Source organism: Cupriavidus sp. 01T418 (assembly GCF_056398885.1).
On sequence record NZ_JBFTQG010000002.1, the window covers coordinates 317,472 to 333,446 of the forward strand.

A 15,975-nucleotide genomic window follows, 5' to 3' on the forward strand; every position below is an offset into this window, starting at 1 on the left:
GAATTATAGCGGATCGGGGGCTCTTCCCCCGGCTACCATGGCGTCTGTTGCGTGATTTCGAACGGTTTTCCCCCGGGAGGGTCTACAGTTGCGGGTGCGCCAAGGCAGACCCGGACGTGCCGCCGGCGACAAGACATGGACAGGGATGGACGACAACTACGCATGAAGCAGAGCAAAGACGACACCATTACCACGCGGCGCGGCGCGCTCGGGCTGCTCGCCGCCGCAGCCGCGGCATGCCTGGCAGCGGGCTGCGGCACCATGGCCAGCGAGCCGGCGCCGGATGGCTACTACCGGGTGCAGGGCGGCGATACCTTGTACACCGTCGCCCGGCGGCACAAGCGCTCGGTGCGCGACCTGGTGCGCTGGAACCAGCTGCCCAGCGCGGATCGCATCGAGGTGGGCCAGTTGCTGCGGGTGCGCCCGCCGGCAGGTGCCAGCGCCAGTGCCGGCACGGGCGGCGGCGCCGGCAGCGGGCCGGTGGCGGTGGGGGATACCCCGCGCGTGGACAACAGCGGCCCGTCGCGGGCCCCGGCCACCAGCATCCGCCTGCAATGGCCGGCCGACGGCCGCGTCACCGCCGGCTACGGGCCGCCAGCCAGCAAGGGCCTGCGCATCGACACTGCGCCCGGCAGCACGGTGCGCGCCGCCGCGGGGGGCAAGGCCATCCACGTCGGCAACCTGCGCGGCTACGGCATGCTGGTGATCATCAAGCACGACGACAACTGGCTGACGGTCTATGGCAACCTGGACAAGCCCTTGGTCAGCGAGGGGGCGCAGGTGTCGGGTGGGCAGGAGGTGGGCCGCATGGGCACCGCCGACAGCGAGCTGCACTTCGAGGTGCGCAACAACGGCAAGCCGGTCGACCCGACGGGGCTGCTGCCCGCCCGCGGTTGAAGTGCGGGCAAGGCGGCCGCGTTACTGCGCGTGCTCGATCACCATCTGCACGCGGGTGACGCCGTTGAAGGTGTTGTTGTCGAGCCGGTAGGCCACCAGCGCGCTGGCGCCCAGCGAATCGGCGTGGTTGAACCAGATCGCGTCGAAGCGCTGGCTGCCGCGCCCCAGCTGCAGCTTGAGGTGCTTGCCCTTGAGCACGCTCTGGCGCAAGACGTTGAACTCGCCACAGAAAGTAGGCGCGGGGAAGCCCTGGCCCCACACCTGCTGCTCCAGCAGCGAAACGAACTCCGGGCTGAAGCAGGCATCCTCGATATCGCCGTCGGTCTCGATCACGCGGGCGAGCTGCTCATCGCTCAGCCATTCGCGTCCCACGGTCTCGAATGCCTCCATGAAGGGCCCGAAGTCGCCCGCGCTCAAGGTCAGGCCCGCCGCCATGGCGTGGCCGCCGAATTTCTTCAGCAGGCCGGGGTGGCGCTTGGAGACCAGGTCCAGCGCATCGCGCAGGTGAAAGCCCGGGATCGAGCGGCCCGAGCCCTTGATCGTATCCTCGTCGCCCGGCGCGAAGGTGATGGTGGGTCGGTGGTATTTTTCCTTGAGCCGGGAGGCCACGATACCGATCACGCCCTGGTGCCAGGTTTCGTTGAACACGCTGACCGTGAAGCGCGCGGCAGGGTCCAGCGCGCCCAGCGGGCCTTCCAGGATCTGCAGCGCTTCCTGCTGCATGCCGGCCTCGATCTCGCGCCGCTCGCGGTTCATGCCGTCGAGCTCCTGGGCGATTTCCCAGGCGCGGTTGGCGTCGTCGGTCAGCAGGCATTCGATGCCGAGCGACATGTCGGCCAGGCGCCCGGCCGCGTTCAGGCGCGGACCCACGCCGAAACCGAGGTCGAAGGTGTTGGCGCGTGTCGCTTCGCGCCCGGCGGCGCGGAACAGGGCGGCCACGCCGGCGTGCATGCGCCCGGCGCGCATGCGCTTCAGGCCTTGCGCCACCAGGATGCGGTTGTTGCTGTCGAGCTTGACCACGTCGGCCACGGTGCCCAGCGCGACGAGGTCGAGCAGGGTATCGAGCCGGGGCTGGGTCTTGGCGTCGAATACGCCGCGGCGGCGCAACTCGGCCCGCAGCGCCAGCAGCACGTAGAACATCACGCCTACGCCCGCCAGGTTCTTGCTCGGGAACTCGCAGCCGGGCTGGTTGGGATTGACGATCACCGCAGCCTCCGGCAACTGGTCGCCGGGCAGGTGGTGGTCGGTCACCACCACGTCGATGCCGAGCGCATTGGCCGCGGCCACGCCGTCGACGCTGGCGATGCCGTTGTCCACCGTCACGATCACGTCCGGCGCCTGCCTGGCGGCAAGCGCCACGATTTCCGGGGTCAGGCCGTAGCCGTACTCGAAGCGGTTGGGCACGATGTAGTCGATGCGCGCGCCCAGCATGCGCAGGCCGCGCACGCCGACCGCGCAGGCCGTGGCGCCGTCGCAGTCGTAGTCGGCCACGATCAGCAGGCGCCGGCCGGCGGCGATGGCGTCGGCCAGGTAGGTGGCGGCCTGGTCGATGCCCTTCAAGGCGGCGGGCGGCACCAGGCCCGGCAGTTCGGTGGCGAGTTCGGCGGGTTCGCGCACCCCGCGCGCCGACAGGATGCGCGCCAGCGTGGGGTGCAGGCCGCAACCGGCCAGCTTGCCGGCAAATTCGGTGGAAAAGGAGCGAACGGCGATTCGGGTCATGTACGGCTTGCGGAAGAACGGTGGTCAGGCGGCATAGGCGAGGTCGGACAGCAGCGCGCGCCAGTCGCCGCGCTGCCCCAGGCCCCGCCAGAACTTGCGCAGGTCGGCGCGGCGGACGGTGAACTCGGCGTAGTGGTTGTCACCGGCCAGCATCAGCGTCACTGCCTGCACCTGGCCGCTTTCGAGGGCAGCCAGCGCCGGGGCGAACCACTCGGCGTCGAGCGCGTGCATGCGCTCGATCCACAGGCCCCAGTCTTCGGCGATATGGGCTTCGATGCCATCTTCCAGCAGCACCATGGCGCTGCCCTGGATGCCTTCGATGGCCTTGAGGCGTGGCGGCTGGGGCTGGCAGGCCGCGCCGCCGGCCAGCCCCAGGCCACGCAGGAAGGCGTCGCCGGTCAGTACTGTGTCGGCCAGGCGGGGTACTTGTTGCAGGGCGCCGCCGCCGTGGAGCCAGACGGAATTGATGGAGAGTTCCCCGGCCGCTTCCCTGTCCTGGTTCACCGGATGGTCGTGCCAGGTCATCTGGATTTCGTTCTGGATCCGGCGCCAGTCGCGGGCGCGCTCGCCGGACTGCATCCACACATCGATATTGCGGCCGGTGGCGCGCAGCGGGCTGGCGGCCACAAGCGGCCCGAACACGGCTTCCGGGATATACCAGCGGGCCGGATGCGGCGTTTCGAGCGTAATGCCGGACTCCCGCAGCAGGTCCGCCACCGCGGCGTGCAGGGCGGCCGACTCCTCGGGGCGGATGTGCAACTGGGCGGGATCCATCAATACCAGGTGGTCTCGCGCGGCGTGGATATGCACTGGCTGCAGGCAGGCCCAGGGCTGGCCGTCGTCCGCGGCGGCGCCCGTGCCGGCGGCGGTCATGTCCGCCAGGCGCATGAACGGGGCGCTGGGCACGCGCGCAGTGTCGAGCCCGGCACGTTCGGCCAGCCAGCGCTCATGCGGCAGCGAGCGCAGGAAGGGATCGTCGTGGCGCTCGCGCGGGCCAGGGCTGGCGCGGGTGAGCAACTTTCCCAGCGCCGGCAACTCCAATTGCCGCACCAGGGCTTCCAGCATGGCGTCGTTGCCCCCGCCGTCCGCGTCGATGGCGGCGCCGGGCGGGACGGAAAAGGGCACAATCAGGGTCAGGTGCGTCATCATGGTGCCGAGATTGTAAACTTGCGGCTGGCGGTCGGCGGAAATATCGTCCCCCCGGCCGGGTTGCAACCATGCAGGCGCACGCAACCAATACGTGACAAGCGGCGTCGGCGGTGTGGCGCCGGCGTTTCTCCTTGACAACAGGAACCCTCTTGAACTTTCCTTACGAGTGGCAGATCGGTTGGCGATACACCCGCGCAAGCAAGCGTGCCAGCCGCAACACCTTTATTTCCTTTATCTCGATGATTTCCATGCTCGGCATCGCGCTGGGCGTGGCGGCGCTGATCGTGGTGCTGTCCGTGATGAATGGTTTCCAGAAAGAAGTGCGCGACCGCATGCTGTCGGTGCTGTCACATATCGAGGTGGTCGGGCCCGGGGCGCTGCCGGACTGGCAGAAGACCGCCGCCGAAGCGATGCGCAACAAGGAAGTGATCGGGGCTGCGCCCTATGTGGCCGCGCAGGCCATGCTGACGCGCGAGGACGCCGTGCGCGGCGTGTTGCTGCGCGGGGTCGAGCCATCCGAGGAGCCGAAGGTTTCGGATATCGGCAAGCAGTTCCGTGGCGGCAGCATGGATCGCCTGCTGCCGGGCGAATTCGGCATCGCGCTGGGCAACGAGCTGGCCAACGCCATGGGCGTGCAGGTGGGCGACAAGGTCACGCTGGTGGTACCGCAGGGCACCATCACGCCGGCCGGGGTGCTGCCGCGGCTCAAGCAGTTCACCGTGACCGGGGTGTTCTCGTCGGGCCATTTCGAGTTCGATAATGCGCTGGCGCTGATCAATATCAGGGACGCGGAAGCCATGTTCCGCCTGCCGGGTCCCACGGGTGTCCGTCTGAAGTTGACCGATATGCAGCGCGCGCCCCAGGTGGCCGACGCACTGGCCGGCACGCTGAGTGGCGAGCTCTACCTGCGCGACTGGTCCAAGCAGAACCGCAACTGGTTTGCCGCGGTGCAGACCGAGAAGCGCATGATGTTCATCATCCTCACGCTGATCATCGCGGTGGCCGCGTTCAACCTGGTGTCCACGCTGGTCATGACCGTGACGGACAAGCAGGCAGACATCGCCATCCTGCGCACCATGGGCGCGCAGCCTGGTTCGATCACCAAGATCTTTATCGTGCAGGGCGTGGCCATCGGCTTTATCGGCACGCTGGCAGGCGTGGCCGGCGGCGCGCTGATCGCCTTCAATATCGACATCATCGTGCCCTTTATCGAGCGGCTGCTGCATGTGCAGTTCCTGCCGCGCGATATCTATTTCATCAGCGAACTGCCCTCGGATCCCCGCGTGAACGACATTGCCACCATCGGTATCGTCTCCTTTGTGCTGTCCATCCTGGCCACACTCTACCCAAGCTGGCGCGCTGCCCGCGTCAACCCGGCGGAGGCGCTGCGCTATGAGTGAAACCCTGTTGCGCGCCGAACTGGCCGGCGGTGCCGCCGATGCGCCGGCCAACGCCACGGGCACGCCCGTGCTGCTGGCCGAGGGCCTGACCAAGCGCTTCCGCCAGGGCGGCCTGGACGTGACCGTGCTCAGGGGCGTGGACGTGCAGGTGGAGGCCGGCGAGAAGGTCGCCATCGTGGGCGCGTCCGGCTCCGGCAAAAGCACGCTGCTGCATGTGCTGGGCGGACTCGACGACCCCGACAGCGGCCGCGTTGCCCTGAAGGGCCGGCCCTTCACCGCGCTGCGCGAGAGCGAGCGCAATATCGTGCGCAACCGCGAGCTGGGCTTTATCTATCAGTTCCACCACCTGCTGCCCGAGTTCACCGCGCTGGACAACGTGGCCATGCCGATGCGCATCCGCGGCCTGCGGCAGCCAGAGGCGCGCGCGGCGGCGCAACAGGTGCTCGACAGGGTGGGCCTGGGCGACCGGGCGCAGCACAGGCCCGGCGAACTGTCCGGCGGTGAAAGGCAGCGGGTGGCGATTGCCCGCGCGCTGGTCGGCGGCCCGGCCTGCGTGCTGGCCGACGAGCCCACCGGCAACCTGGACGACCACACCGCGGGCGGCGTCTACGACCTGATGCTGGAGCTGTCGCGCACGCTGGGCACCAGCTTCGTGATCGTGACCCACGACCTCGACCTGGCCAGCCGCTGCGATCGCGTGCTGCGCCTGCGCGACGGGCATCTCCACCGCGAACGCTGAAGCGCATCGCCACACCGACGCACTGCCATGTGGATCGATACCCATTGCCACCTCGACGCCGGCGAATTCGACGCCGATCGTGATGCCGTTGCCACCGCCGCTGCCAAGGCAGGGGTGACGGGCATCGTGCTGCCGGCGGTGGCCGTGTCGAATTTCGCCGCGGTGCGGGCACTGGCGCATCGCCACGACAGCTGCGTCTACGCGCTGGGCATCCATCCGCTGTGCACGCCCGGTGCCGCGCAGTCCGATCTCGATGCCTTGCGCCGCGAGGTGCGGGCCTCGCTGGCCGATCCGCGCTTCGTCGGCATCGGCGAGATCGGGCTCGATTTCTTCGTGCCCGGCCTCGATGCCGCGCACCAGGCCTGGATCTACACCGAGCAGCTCAAGATAGCCCGCGAGTTCGATTTGCCGGTGCTGCTCCACGTGCGCAGGTCGCAGGACCAGGTGGCGGCGCAGTTGCGGCGCATTGGCGTGCGCCAGGGCATCGCCCATGCCTTCAACGGCAGCCCGCAGCAGGCGCGCGGCTTTGTCGACCAGGGCCTGAAGCTGGGGTTTGGCGGCAACCTGACCTTCAGCCGGGCGAGGCAGATCCGGCGACTGGCCCTGGAGTTGCCGCTCGAGGCCATCGTGCTGGAAACCGACGCGCCGGACCTCGCGCCCGCGTGGTTGTCCGACGACCAGTTCGGCGAGCAGCACAAGGCGCGCAATGCGCCCGCCGAAGTGGCGGGCGTGGCCAGGGTGCTGGGCGAATTGCGTGGTCTCGATGACGCAACGCTGGCGCAGGCGATGTGGCAGAACTCGGTGGCCGCGCTGCCCCGTCTGGCGGCCTTCGCGGCGACCATGTTCCCGAGCGCGGCGCCAGCCGCAACAACTGGCAACGTTCCCGTCTCATCCTGACAAGTTTCGCGGCCGCTAACGGACGTATAAGCAGGCGTGACTGACTTCCCTCCCGGGAGATGGCATGCGTCTGATCCTGCTCGCCTTCGTGGCGGGCTGCTGGTGGCTGCAGCAACAAGGCTCGCTGCCGCGCGGTGGTGCGGCATGGGCCCTGGTGGCGGCGGGGCTTGCGGCTGCCGCGCTCGCGCTTCGCATGCGCGTGGGCCGTCCTGGCTGGGCGCGGGCGGCCTTGATCGCGCTGTCGGTGCTGGCCGGATTCGGCTGGTCGGCATGGCGCGCCGAACTCAGGCTGGGAGAACGCCTGGCGCCCGGGCAGGAGGGCGTGGACCTGGTGGTGAGCGGCGTGGTGGCGGGCCTGCCGGCACAGGCCCCGCGCGGCCAGCGTTTTGCGTTTGCGCGCGACGAGGCTGGCGTCCGGGATGCGGCGTCCGGCGTTCCCTCGCGCCTCCTGTTGAGCTGGGACGATGCGCCACCTGAATTGCGTCCCGGCGAGCGCTATGTCTTCTCGCTACGCCTGCGCCGGCCGCACGGGCTGGCCAATCCCCATGGTTTCGATTACGAATACTGGCTGATGGCGGCCGGCATCGGCGCCACTGGTTACGTGCGCGACGTCCAGGGCGAGCCGCAGGACGCCGTCGGCGAACGCCTGGCGTGGCGGATCGCGCGGTGGCGCGCGCAGGTACGCGACCACGTGCTGGGCAGCCTGCCTCCGGATGCCCGTTTTGCCCCGGTGCTGGCGGCCCTGGTGGTGGGCGATCAGCGTGGTATCGGGCAACGCGACTGGACCTTGTTCACGCGCACCGGGATTGGCCACCTGATCAGCATTTCCGGCCTGCATATCACCATGATCTCCGGACTGGCTTCCAGCTTCGCATACTGGCTGTGGCGGCACTCGTTCGGCCTTGGCCGCTGGCTGCGGCGGCCCTTGCCGCTGTATTGGCCGGCACGCCGCGCCGCCCTGGTGGCGGCGGTCATGGCCGGACTCGTGTACGGCCTGCTGGCCGGCATGCAGGTTCCGGCGCTGCGTACCGTGTCGATGCTGGTGGTGGCCGCGCTGGCGCTATGGAGCGGGCGCACGCCGCCCGCGTCGCTGGTGTTGTCGTGGGCCGCATGCGTGGCGATCGGGCTCGATCCCTGGGCGGTACTGTCGCCCGGCTTCTGGCTTTCCTTCGGTGCGGTGGGCGTGATTTTCCTGGCCGCGGCGCAGCCTGCCGATCCTGCCGCCTCCTCGTGGTGGCAGCGATTGCGTTCCACGCTGGCGCAGGCCGCGCGCACCCAATGGGCCGTCACCATCGGGCTGGTGCCGCTGACCTTGCTCCTGTTCCAGCAGGTGTCGGTGATCTCGCCGCTGGCCAATGCGGTGGCGATTCCGCTGGTCAGCCTGCTGGTGACGCCGCTGGCCTTGCTGGCCGCGGCCACGCCGGCACCGCTGGCGGGCTGGTTGCTCGGACCCGCGCATCTGCTGCTGCACTGGCTGGTGACGGGCCTGGAGTGGCTGGCGGCGCCGCCGTGGGCGGTGTGGCAGGCTGCGCGCGCCGGGCCGTTCGCGCTCGCCCTGGCCGTGCCTGGCACGCTGCTGCTGCTGGCGCCGGTGCGCTGCGGCGCGCGGGCGCGGCTGCATGGCCTGGTGCTGCTGTTGCCGATGGTGCTGGCGGGGCGGCAGCCGGTCGCGCATGGCGAATTTCGCGCCACCGCGATCGATATCGGGCAGGGCACCGCGGTGCTGGTGGAGACGCGTTCGCGTGTGCTGCTCTACGATGCCGGGCCGGCTTATGGGTGGGGCGCCACGCGTGGTGAGCCGGGCAACAGCGCGGGCGCGCGCGCCGTCGTGCCATACCTGCGCGGCGCGGGCGTGCGCAGCCTCGACACACTGGTGATCAGCCATGAAGACGCCGACCATGCCGGCGGCGCGCGCGATGTGATGGCTGCGCTAAAGGTCGAGCGCCTGTTGTCCGGCGCGCCGCCCGGACATCGGCTGCTGGTGCCGCCGGCAAGCGCGGGCTCGCTGGAGGCTCAGCCCTGCGAAGCAGGGCAGCAGTGGGATTGGGACGGGGTGCGCTTCACAATGCTGCACCCCTTGCCCGGCGTGGCGCAGAACGCCGCCATCGACAGCAATGCGCGCAGCTGCGTGCTCAAGGTGGCGGGCAGCGCGCGCAGCTTGCTGCTGACTGGTGATATCGCCCGGCGCGACGAGGCGGCGCTGCTGGCGCGCCTGCCGGTGCAGGATTTGCGCGCCGATTTCCTGCAGGTGCCGCACCATGGCAGCAACACCTCGTCGAGCGGGCAGTTCCTGGCCGTGGTGGCGCCCGAGTTGGCGCTGTTCCAGATGGGCTATCGCAATCGCCACCGCCATCCGCGGCCGGAAATCTGGGATCGCTACGGCTCGCACGGCATCGCCCGCTATCGCAGCGACGAAACCGGCTCCGTCCACCTTATGACGCGCGGCGAGTCCTACGAGGTGCGGGCTTATCGCCAGCACGAGCGGCGCTATTGGCGCGCGGCGCCGCTTGCGCCTCGCTGAGATGCGCCGGCTCGGCCTGGGCGATGCGGCGCTCGCGCAGATGGGCCTTGGCACGCTGCAGTCCGGCGCTGACCACGTCGGCGCGCTCCAGCGCGACGCCCGCCGCGAGCACATCGCCCAGCACCAGGTGGCAGATGCGCGAGGTCATCGGGGTGTAGACCTCGCTGTCTTCTTCCACGTCCGAGAACACGCAGACATCCGCCAGCGCGGCCAGTGGCGAGCCGCTGTGCGTCAGTGCCAGCACACTGGCGCCGCTGGCGCGGGCCAGCGTGGCAGCGGCCAGCATGTCCCAGGTGCGTCCGCTGTTGGAGACCAGCACCGCCACATCGCCCGGACCGAGCAGCGCCGCGGACATGCTGAACACATGCGAATCCGAGTAGGCCACGGTGGGAATGCCCAGGCGGAAGAACTTGTGTTGGATATCCAGCGCGACGATGCCCGAGTTGCCGCAGCCATAGAACTCGATCCGCCGCGCCGCCGCGAGCAGCCGGATGCCGTGCTCGATCTGGTCCGCGGACAACGCATTGCGCACGGTCATCAGCGTGGCGATGGTGCGGTCGAACACCTTGCCGGCGATGTCGGCGGGGCGGTCTTCGGCCTTGACGTCCTGGTGCACGAAGGGCGTGCCGCCGCCGACGTTCTGGGCGAACTGGAGCTTGAACTCGCGAAAGCCGTCATAGCCCAGCGCGGCGCAAAAGCGCGCGATGGTGGGCTGGGAGACGCCCGCGCGCTCGGCCAGTTCGGGCATCGACAAACGGATCACGCTGGCGCCGTGGCGGGCGACATAGTCGGCAAGGCGGCGTTCGGAGGGTCGAAGCGTGTCGTAGACGGCAAGGATTCGGTCGCGCATGGTAAGGAGGAAGGCTGTCAGTGCCGGGGCATTCTGGTGGCGTTGGCCCCGGAATCCGGGGTTCGATGGGTCGAACGGTATGTAGATATTCTACATAAATTGAATCGAGGTCACGTCTGCTTGCGTCTGGATTGTGACTGGGGCTTTCCCTGATTGTGGGCATTTGTGCCATGTATTCGGCGCTTTGTGATGCGAGCGCATGGTGATTTCAAATTGCCTTTCGATATAATGTAGAAAATCTACAAACAAATGCGTCCCCCCAGTCCTCCCGGATACGATCAGGCATCACGACCAGGAATCCCACCAATGCCAAAAGCCCTCCACGCCGAAGTCCAGGCCGTCACCGCGCGCGCGATCGCGCGCAGCCAGCGCAGCCGTGCCGCCTACCTGGCGCGTTGCGACCGTGCCCAGCAAGAGCTGGGACCCTTGCGTGGCCTGTCCTGCGCCAACCTCGCGCACGGCCTGGCCGCGCTGCCTGTGCATGACAAGCTCAGGCTGCGGGTCGAGCATGCCGCCAATCTCGGCATCGTCACTGCCTATAACGACATGTTGTCGGCCCACCAGCCGTACGAGCGCTATCCTGGCGTGATTCGCGAGGCCGCGCGCGCGGTCGGCGCAGTGGCGCAGGTGGCCGGCGGCGTGCCGGCGATGTGCGACGGCATCACCCAGGGCAACGCCGGCATGGAGCTGTCGCTGTTCTCGCGCGACGCCATTGCGATGGCGACGGCGGTCTCGCTGTCGCACAACACCTTCGATGCGGCGGTGATGCTTGGGGTGTGCGACAAGATCGTGCCGGGCCTGCTGATGGGCGCGCTGCAGTTCGGCCACCTGCCGGTGGTGTTCGTGCCGGCCGGGCCGATGTCGACCGGCTTGTCCAACAAGGAAAAGGCGCGCGTGCGCCAGCTCTACGCCACCGGGCAGGTCGGCCGCGAAGCCTTGCTGGAAGCCGAGTGCGAGGCCTATCACGGCGCCGGCACCTGCACCTTCTACGGCACCGCCAACAGCAACCAGTTCCTGATGGAGATCATGGGGCTGCATATGCCGGGCGCCGCCTTCGTGCATCCCGACAGCGGCCTGCGCGACGCGCTCACCGCCGCCGCCGCGCAGCGCGCGCTGGCGCTGACGGCGCGGGGCGCGGACTACCTGCCGCTGGCGCGCATCGTCGACGAGCGCGCCGTGATCAATGCCGTGGTCGGCCTGCTGGCAACCGGCGGCTCGACCAACCACACCATCCACCTCGTGGCGATGGCGCGCGCAGCCGGCATCATCATCGACTGGGACGATTTCGACCGCCTCTCGCGCATCACGCCGCTGCTGGCACGGGTGTATCCCAACGGCTCCGCCGACGTGAACCATTTCCATGCCGCCGGCGGCGTGGCCTACGTGATCCGCCAGTTGCTCGACGCCGGGCTGCTGCACGAGGACGTGCAGACCGTGGCCGGGCCTGGCCTGGCCCGCTATACGCAGGAACCCGTGATGATCGACGGCGTGCTGCAGTGGCGCGATGGTGCCGCCACCAGCGGCGACGCCACCGTGCTGGCCACCGCCGGGGAGCCGTTTTCCGCCGAAGGCGGCCTGCGCCTGCTGCAGGGCAATCTGGGCCGCGGCATGATCAAGGTGTCGGCGGTGGCGCCGGAGCACCGGGTGGTGGACGCGCCGGCCCGCGTCTTCGATTCGCAGGAAGCCTTGCAGGCCGCGTTCGAAGCCGGCGAACTGGCCGGGGACGTGGTCGCCGTGGTGCGCTTCCAGGGGCCTAATGCCAATGGCATGCCCGAGCTGCACCGTCTTACGCCGGTGCTGGGCGCGCTGCAGGATGCCGGCCACCAGGTGGCGCTGGTCACCGACGGACGCATGTCCGGTGCTTCCGGCAAGGTCCCCGCGGTCATTCATGTGTGCCCAGAGGCACTTGCTGGCGGCCCCTTGTCGCGCGTGCGCGATGGCGACCGTATCCGCGTGGATGCCGTCGCCGGCACGCTGGAATGGCTGGGTGGCGCCGATGGGGGGGCCGGGGAAGCCAGGGAAGCCAGGGAAGCCGAATTCGCGGCGCGCGCTTCGGCGGTGTTGCCGGACGACGCCTTCGCCAGCTTCAGCGTCGGCCGCGGGTTGTTCGGCCTGTTCCGCCGCAATGCGCGGATCGCGGAGGAGGGGGGCAGCGCGCTCGACCTGTCCGAGGCCGATGCACCGGGTGCTGTCCAAACCGGCGCTGTCGTCGCACAATAGGCAGCGCCCCTGCTATTTGTGTCATTTGTGTCTCCGGCAGCCAATTGCTGACGGGGGCGACCCCGAGCCGGCCCATGCGGGTCCTATCATGGCTTTATTGCCGTATGGTTTCCGGAACCGTCCGGCGGCCGGCGCGGGGACTACCGACAAGGATGGGAAAACCATCCGACCATGATCGTTGGAGCAGACATGATCTACATCCTGATGGGCGTTTCCGGCAGCGGAAAGAGCACCGTCGGCCAATTGCTGGCCGAGACCCTGCACTGCGGCTTCCATGATGCCGACGAATTCCACAGCGCCGCCAACAAGGCCAAGATGCACAACGGCATCCCGCTGGCCGACGAAGACCGCTGGCCCTGGCTGGCCGCCATGCGCGCCGCGATCGACGGGGCCCGCGCCGAAGGGCGCACCCATGTGTTCACCTGTTCCGCGCTGCGGCAGACCTATCGCGACCGCCTGACGCCGTCCGACGGCGGCGTGACCTTTGTCTACATGAAGGGCGATGCCGCGGTGATCGGCAGCCGCCTGGCCGAGCGCAGCGACCACTTTTTCAACCCGGCGCTGCTGCAGAGCCAGTTCGAAACCCTGGAAGAGCCGCGCGATGCCCTGGTGCTCGATATCCGCCAGACGCCGCAAGCCCTGGTGCAGCGCATCCTGGCCGAAGTGCCGGCGTGCACGGGGGCGGCGGTCGCGCGCTAGGGCGGTGTCGTCGCCGGCCGGTCCGTTTCTGTTTTTCGCATTCCGCTTTCCGGTTGTTGATCCCTGTTGGTGCGACTGAAGGAGGGGCTGGCAAACATCTTGCTTAATCCATGTCTGATGGCGCGAATGCAGGCTGCTTGCGGCTTTCGTGGCCATAGGTATCCTATAGGTACGGCAGGTACAGCACTTCGAAGCGTGACGAGTCGGTCCGCGGCCTTGCCGCCGGCCTCGGGTGGTGGCCGCAAGATGCCGTGCCGGGAGCAACAAGCCAATCAAAACGGGATTGCCGGCAGTTTGGGCGGCGCCCAAATCAAGGGGGAACGGCCATCATGGCGGCGCGGTTTTTCGACGAGATGCTAGATTGGCACGAGGGCGTGGCAGCAGCAGTCCACGCGGGAGAGTCCCTGCCGGCAGGTGCCGTGCGCGGGCATTACAAGCAGTTCGCGGACTGGCTGGCGCGACAGTCCGAAGGGACCATGGGCAACAAGCGTGCCGAGGCGGACCTGATCTTCCGGCGGGTTGGCATTACCTTCGCCGTCTACGGCGAGAAGGACGAGTCCAACAGCGGCACCGAGCGCACCATCCCGTTCGACGTGATTCCCCGGATTTTCCCCGCCAGCGAGTGGGCTACGCTGGAGCGCGGGCTGCGCCAGCGGGTGTCCGCGCTGAACCGCTTTATCCACGATATCTATCACGGCCAGGACATCATCCGCGCCGGCGTGATCCCGCCCGACCAGATCTACAACAACGCGCAGTACCGGCCCGAGATGCTCGGCATCGACGTGCCGCGCGATATCTACGCCCACATCGCGGGTATCGACGTGGTGCGCGCTGGCGAGGGCGAGTTCTACGTGCTGGAAGACAACCTGCGCGTGCCTTCCGGCGTGTCCTACATGCTGGAAAACCGCAAGATGATGATGCGGTTGTTCCCCGACCTGTTCGCGCGCAACCGCGTGGCGCCGGTGGCCCACTATCCCGACCTGCTGCTCGACATGCTGCGCGGCGTCTCGCCGCAGAACATCACCGATCCCACGGTGGTGGTGCTCACGCCCGRCATGTACAACTCCGCCTACTTCGAGCACGCCTTCCTGGCCCAGCAGATGGGTGTGGAGCTGGTGGAGGGCAGCGACCTGTTCGTGGAGGACGATCATCTCTATATGCGCACCACGCAGGGTCCGCAGCGCATCGACGTGATCTATCGCCGGGTCGACGATGACTTCCTCGACCCGCTGGTATTCCGGCCCGATTCCACGCTGGGCGCGGCGGGGCTGCTGTCGGTCTATCGCGCCGGCAACGTCACCATCTGCAATGCCATCGGCACCGGCGTGGCGGACGACAAATCGATCTACCCCTATGTGCCGGACATGATCCGCTTCTACCTCGGCGAGGAAGCGATCCTGAACAACGTCCCGACCTATATGTGCCGCCGTCCCGACGACCTGCAGTACGTGCTCGATCACATGGACGAACTGGTGGTGAAGGAAACCCACGGCGCCGGCGGCTACGGCATGCTGGTGGGCCCGGCCGCCACGCGCGCCGAGATCGACACCTTCCGCGAGGTCGTGCGGGCGCGTCCGGAGCAGTACATCGCGCAGCCCACGCTCGCGCTTTCCACCTGCCCGACCTATGTCGAGTCCGGCATCGCGCCGCGCCACATCGACCTGCGGCCCTTCGTGCTGTCGGGCAAGGATGTGCGCATGGTGCCCGGCGGACTGACGCGCGTGGCGCTGCGGGAGGGCTCGCTGGTGGTCAATTCCTCGCAGGGCGGAGGCACCAAGGACACCTGGGTGCTGGAGCGCTGAGGCGCGGTGCACGCAAGGATGGTTTGAGCAAGGATGGTTTGAGAATGCACGCGCCGGCCGCCGCCATGCCGGCGGTGTGCGGGCGAACAGCGCCATACGAGGGGACTGACATGCTTAGCCGCACTGCCGACCATCTGTTCTGGATGGCGCGCTACACCGAACGCGCGGAGAATACCGCGCGCATGCTCGATGTGAATTACCAGACCTCGCTGTTGCCGCAATCCGCCGAAGTGGCGGAACAGGGCTGGTGGGCCATGCTCGACATTTCCGAGCTGACACAGGTGTTCGACAACAAATACGACCTGCTCACGCGCGATGACGTGATCGATTTCATGGTGCGGGACATGACCAATGTCTCGTCGATCATGAGCTGCCTGCGGGCGGCCCGCGAGAACGCGCGCGCGGTGCGCGGCTCGCTGACCACCGAGGTGTGGGAAACCATCAACACCACCTGGCTCGATGTGCAGCGCATGATCGCCGACGGCATCCTGGCCGACGATCCCTCGCAGTTCTTCGAATGGGTCAAGTTCCGCTCCCACCTGGCGCGCGGCGTGCAGTTCGGCACCATGCTCAAGGACGATGCCTTCCACTTCATGCGGCTGGGTACCTTCCTGGAACGCGCCGACAATACCGCGCGGATTCTCGACGTCAAGTTCCAGGCCGACACGCTGGACGACAGCGACCCCGATCGCGATGCCAACGATTTCTATCATTGGGCGGCGGTGCTGCGCTCGGTGTCCGGCTTCGAGGTCTATCGCAAGATCTACCGCACGGTGATCACGCCCGAGCGCGTGGCCGAGCTGCTGATCCTGCGCCCTGACATGCCGCGTTCGCTGGTGTCGAGCATGGACGAGGTGGTGGCGATCCTGGCGCTGGTCGGAAACCAGCAATCCTCGGAAACCGAGCGGCAGGCTGGTAAACTCCACGCTGATTTGAAATATGCGCGCATCGACGACATCTTTGCCGTCGGGCTGCATGCTTACCTGACCAGTTTCCTGGAGCGCATCGGCGACCTCGGCAACGGCATCAGCCGGGATTTCCTCGTGCCGTTGCTGGCTGCCTGATCCACGACATTACGTGGG

12 protein-coding genes are annotated in these 15,975 nt (G+C 68.1%); 9 read left to right on the top strand and 3 right to left on the bottom strand.

Annotation, left to right across the window (positions count from 1 at the left end; all coding sequences use genetic code 11):
• Positions 1-162: 162 nt before the first annotated feature.
• The gene (locus tag AC1DQ3_RS03590) at positions 163-897 is read left to right on the top strand and encodes a peptidoglycan DD-metalloendopeptidase family protein (protein ID WP_477118791.1); all 735 of its coding nucleotides are present in this window, start codon (positions 163-165) and stop codon (positions 895-897) included.
• Between the two features lie 21 nt (positions 898-918).
• Here the strand turns inward: AC1DQ3_RS03590 and recJ are convergent, their stop codons facing one another.
• The gene (gene recJ, locus AC1DQ3_RS03595) at positions 919-2,616 is read right to left on the bottom strand and encodes a single-stranded-DNA-specific exonuclease RecJ (protein ID WP_477118792.1); all 1,698 of its coding nucleotides are present in this window, start codon (positions 2,614-2,616) and stop codon (positions 919-921) included.
• 24 nt (positions 2,617-2,640) lie between these two features.
• The gene (locus tag AC1DQ3_RS03600; RefSeq protein ID WP_477118793.1) at positions 2,641-3,765 is read right to left on the bottom strand and encodes a hypothetical protein; all 1,125 of its coding nucleotides are present in this window, start codon (positions 3,763-3,765) and stop codon (positions 2,641-2,643) included.
• Positions 3,766-3,914: 149 nt separating this feature from the next.
• Between AC1DQ3_RS03600 and AC1DQ3_RS03605 the strand changes: the two genes are divergently transcribed.
• The 4 genes from AC1DQ3_RS03605 (at position 3,915) to AC1DQ3_RS03620 (ending at position 9,322) form a co-directional block, all read left to right on the top strand.
• Positions 3,915-5,165, top strand: a complete 1,251-nt coding sequence (locus AC1DQ3_RS03605) for a lipoprotein-releasing ABC transporter permease subunit (protein WP_477118794.1) — start codon at positions 3,915-3,917, stop codon at positions 5,163-5,165.
• Positions 5,158-5,904 carry a lipoprotein-releasing ABC transporter ATP-binding protein LolD gene (gene lolD, locus AC1DQ3_RS03610; protein WP_477118795.1) on the top strand — a complete coding sequence of 249 codons (747 nt, stop codon included), beginning with the start codon at positions 5,158-5,160 and terminating at the stop codon, positions 5,902-5,904. The genes AC1DQ3_RS03605 and lolD overlap by 8 nt, the downstream gene beginning before the upstream one ends.
• A 27-nt stretch (positions 5,905-5,931) precedes the next feature.
• Entirely contained in the window at positions 5,932-6,801 is an 870-nt protein-coding gene (locus tag AC1DQ3_RS03615; RefSeq protein ID WP_477118796.1) for a TatD family hydrolase, read from the top strand.
• Positions 6,802-6,865: 64 nt separating this feature from the next.
• Positions 6,866-9,322: a DNA internalization-related competence protein ComEC/Rec2 gene (locus AC1DQ3_RS03620; protein ID WP_477118797.1), complete on the top strand. Its 2,457-nt coding sequence runs from the start codon at positions 6,866-6,868 to the stop codon at positions 9,320-9,322.
• On the opposite strand, the gene AC1DQ3_RS03625 is transcribed toward AC1DQ3_RS03620, so the two are convergent.
• Complete coding sequence (locus AC1DQ3_RS03625; protein WP_477118798.1) at positions 9,234-10,172, bottom strand: MurR/RpiR family transcriptional regulator; 939 nt, start codon at positions 10,170-10,172, stop codon at positions 9,234-9,236. The genes AC1DQ3_RS03620 and AC1DQ3_RS03625 overlap by 89 nt on opposite strands.
• A gap of 306 nt (positions 10,173-10,478) precedes the next feature.
• Here AC1DQ3_RS03625 and edd point away from each other — a divergent pair, with 306 nt between their 5' ends.
• The 4 genes from edd to AC1DQ3_RS03645 all read left to right on the top strand — a co-directional run bounded on the left by edd (position 10,479) and on the right by AC1DQ3_RS03645 (position 15,957).
• Entirely contained in the window at positions 10,479-12,392 is a 1,914-nt protein-coding gene (gene edd, locus AC1DQ3_RS03630; protein ID WP_477118799.1) for a phosphogluconate dehydratase, read from the top strand.
• A 189-nt stretch (positions 12,393-12,581) separates the two neighbouring features.
• Positions 12,582-13,091, top strand: a complete 510-nt coding sequence (locus AC1DQ3_RS03635; protein ID WP_477118916.1) for a gluconokinase — start codon at positions 12,582-12,584, stop codon at positions 13,089-13,091.
• A gap of 329 nt (positions 13,092-13,420) precedes the next feature.
• Positions 13,421-14,893 (top strand): circularly permuted type 2 ATP-grasp protein, encoded by a 1,473-nt coding sequence (locus tag AC1DQ3_RS03640; protein ID WP_477118800.1) that lies wholly within the window; start codon positions 13,421-13,423, stop codon positions 14,891-14,893.
• Positions 14,894-15,003: 110 nt separating this feature from the next.
• A complete protein-coding gene (locus AC1DQ3_RS03645) occupies positions 15,004-15,957 on the top strand; it encodes an alpha-E domain-containing protein (protein ID WP_477118801.1) in 954 nt (317 codons plus the stop codon).
• Positions 15,958-15,975: the final 18 nt, after the last annotated feature.

Excerpts from the sequence above, each read along its gene's own strand:
- recJ (WP_477118792.1), bottom strand. The coding sequence starts at position 2,616 with ATGACCCGAATCGCCGTTCGCTCCTTTTCCACCGAATTTGCCGGCAAG.
- AC1DQ3_RS03600 (WP_477118793.1), bottom strand. The coding sequence starts at position 3,765 with ATGATGACGCACCTGACCCTGATTGTGCCCTTTTCCGTCCCGCCCGGC.
- AC1DQ3_RS03590 (WP_477118791.1), top strand. The coding sequence starts at position 163 with ATGAAGCAGAGCAAAGACGACACCATTACCACGCGGCGCGGCGCGCTC.
- AC1DQ3_RS03615 (WP_477118796.1), top strand. The coding sequence starts at position 5,932 with ATGTGGATCGATACCCATTGCCACCTCGACGCCGGCGAATTCGACGCC.
- AC1DQ3_RS03635 (WP_477118916.1), top strand. The coding sequence starts at position 12,582 with ATGATCTACATCCTGATGGGCGTTTCCGGCAGCGGAAAGAGCACCGTC.
- lolD (WP_477118795.1), top strand. The coding sequence starts at position 5,158 with ATGAGTGAAACCCTGTTGCGCGCCGAACTGGCCGGCGGTGCCGCCGAT.
- AC1DQ3_RS03620 (WP_477118797.1), top strand. The coding sequence starts at position 6,866 with ATGCGTCTGATCCTGCTCGCCTTCGTGGCGGGCTGCTGGTGGCTGCAG.
- edd (WP_477118799.1), top strand. The coding sequence starts at position 10,479 with ATGCCAAAAGCCCTCCACGCCGAAGTCCAGGCCGTCACCGCGCGCGCG.
- AC1DQ3_RS03625 (WP_477118798.1), bottom strand. The coding sequence starts at position 10,172 with ATGCGCGACCGAATCCTTGCCGTCTACGACACGCTTCGACCCTCCGAA.
- AC1DQ3_RS03645 (WP_477118801.1), top strand. The coding sequence starts at position 15,004 with ATGCTTAGCCGCACTGCCGACCATCTGTTCTGGATGGCGCGCTACACC.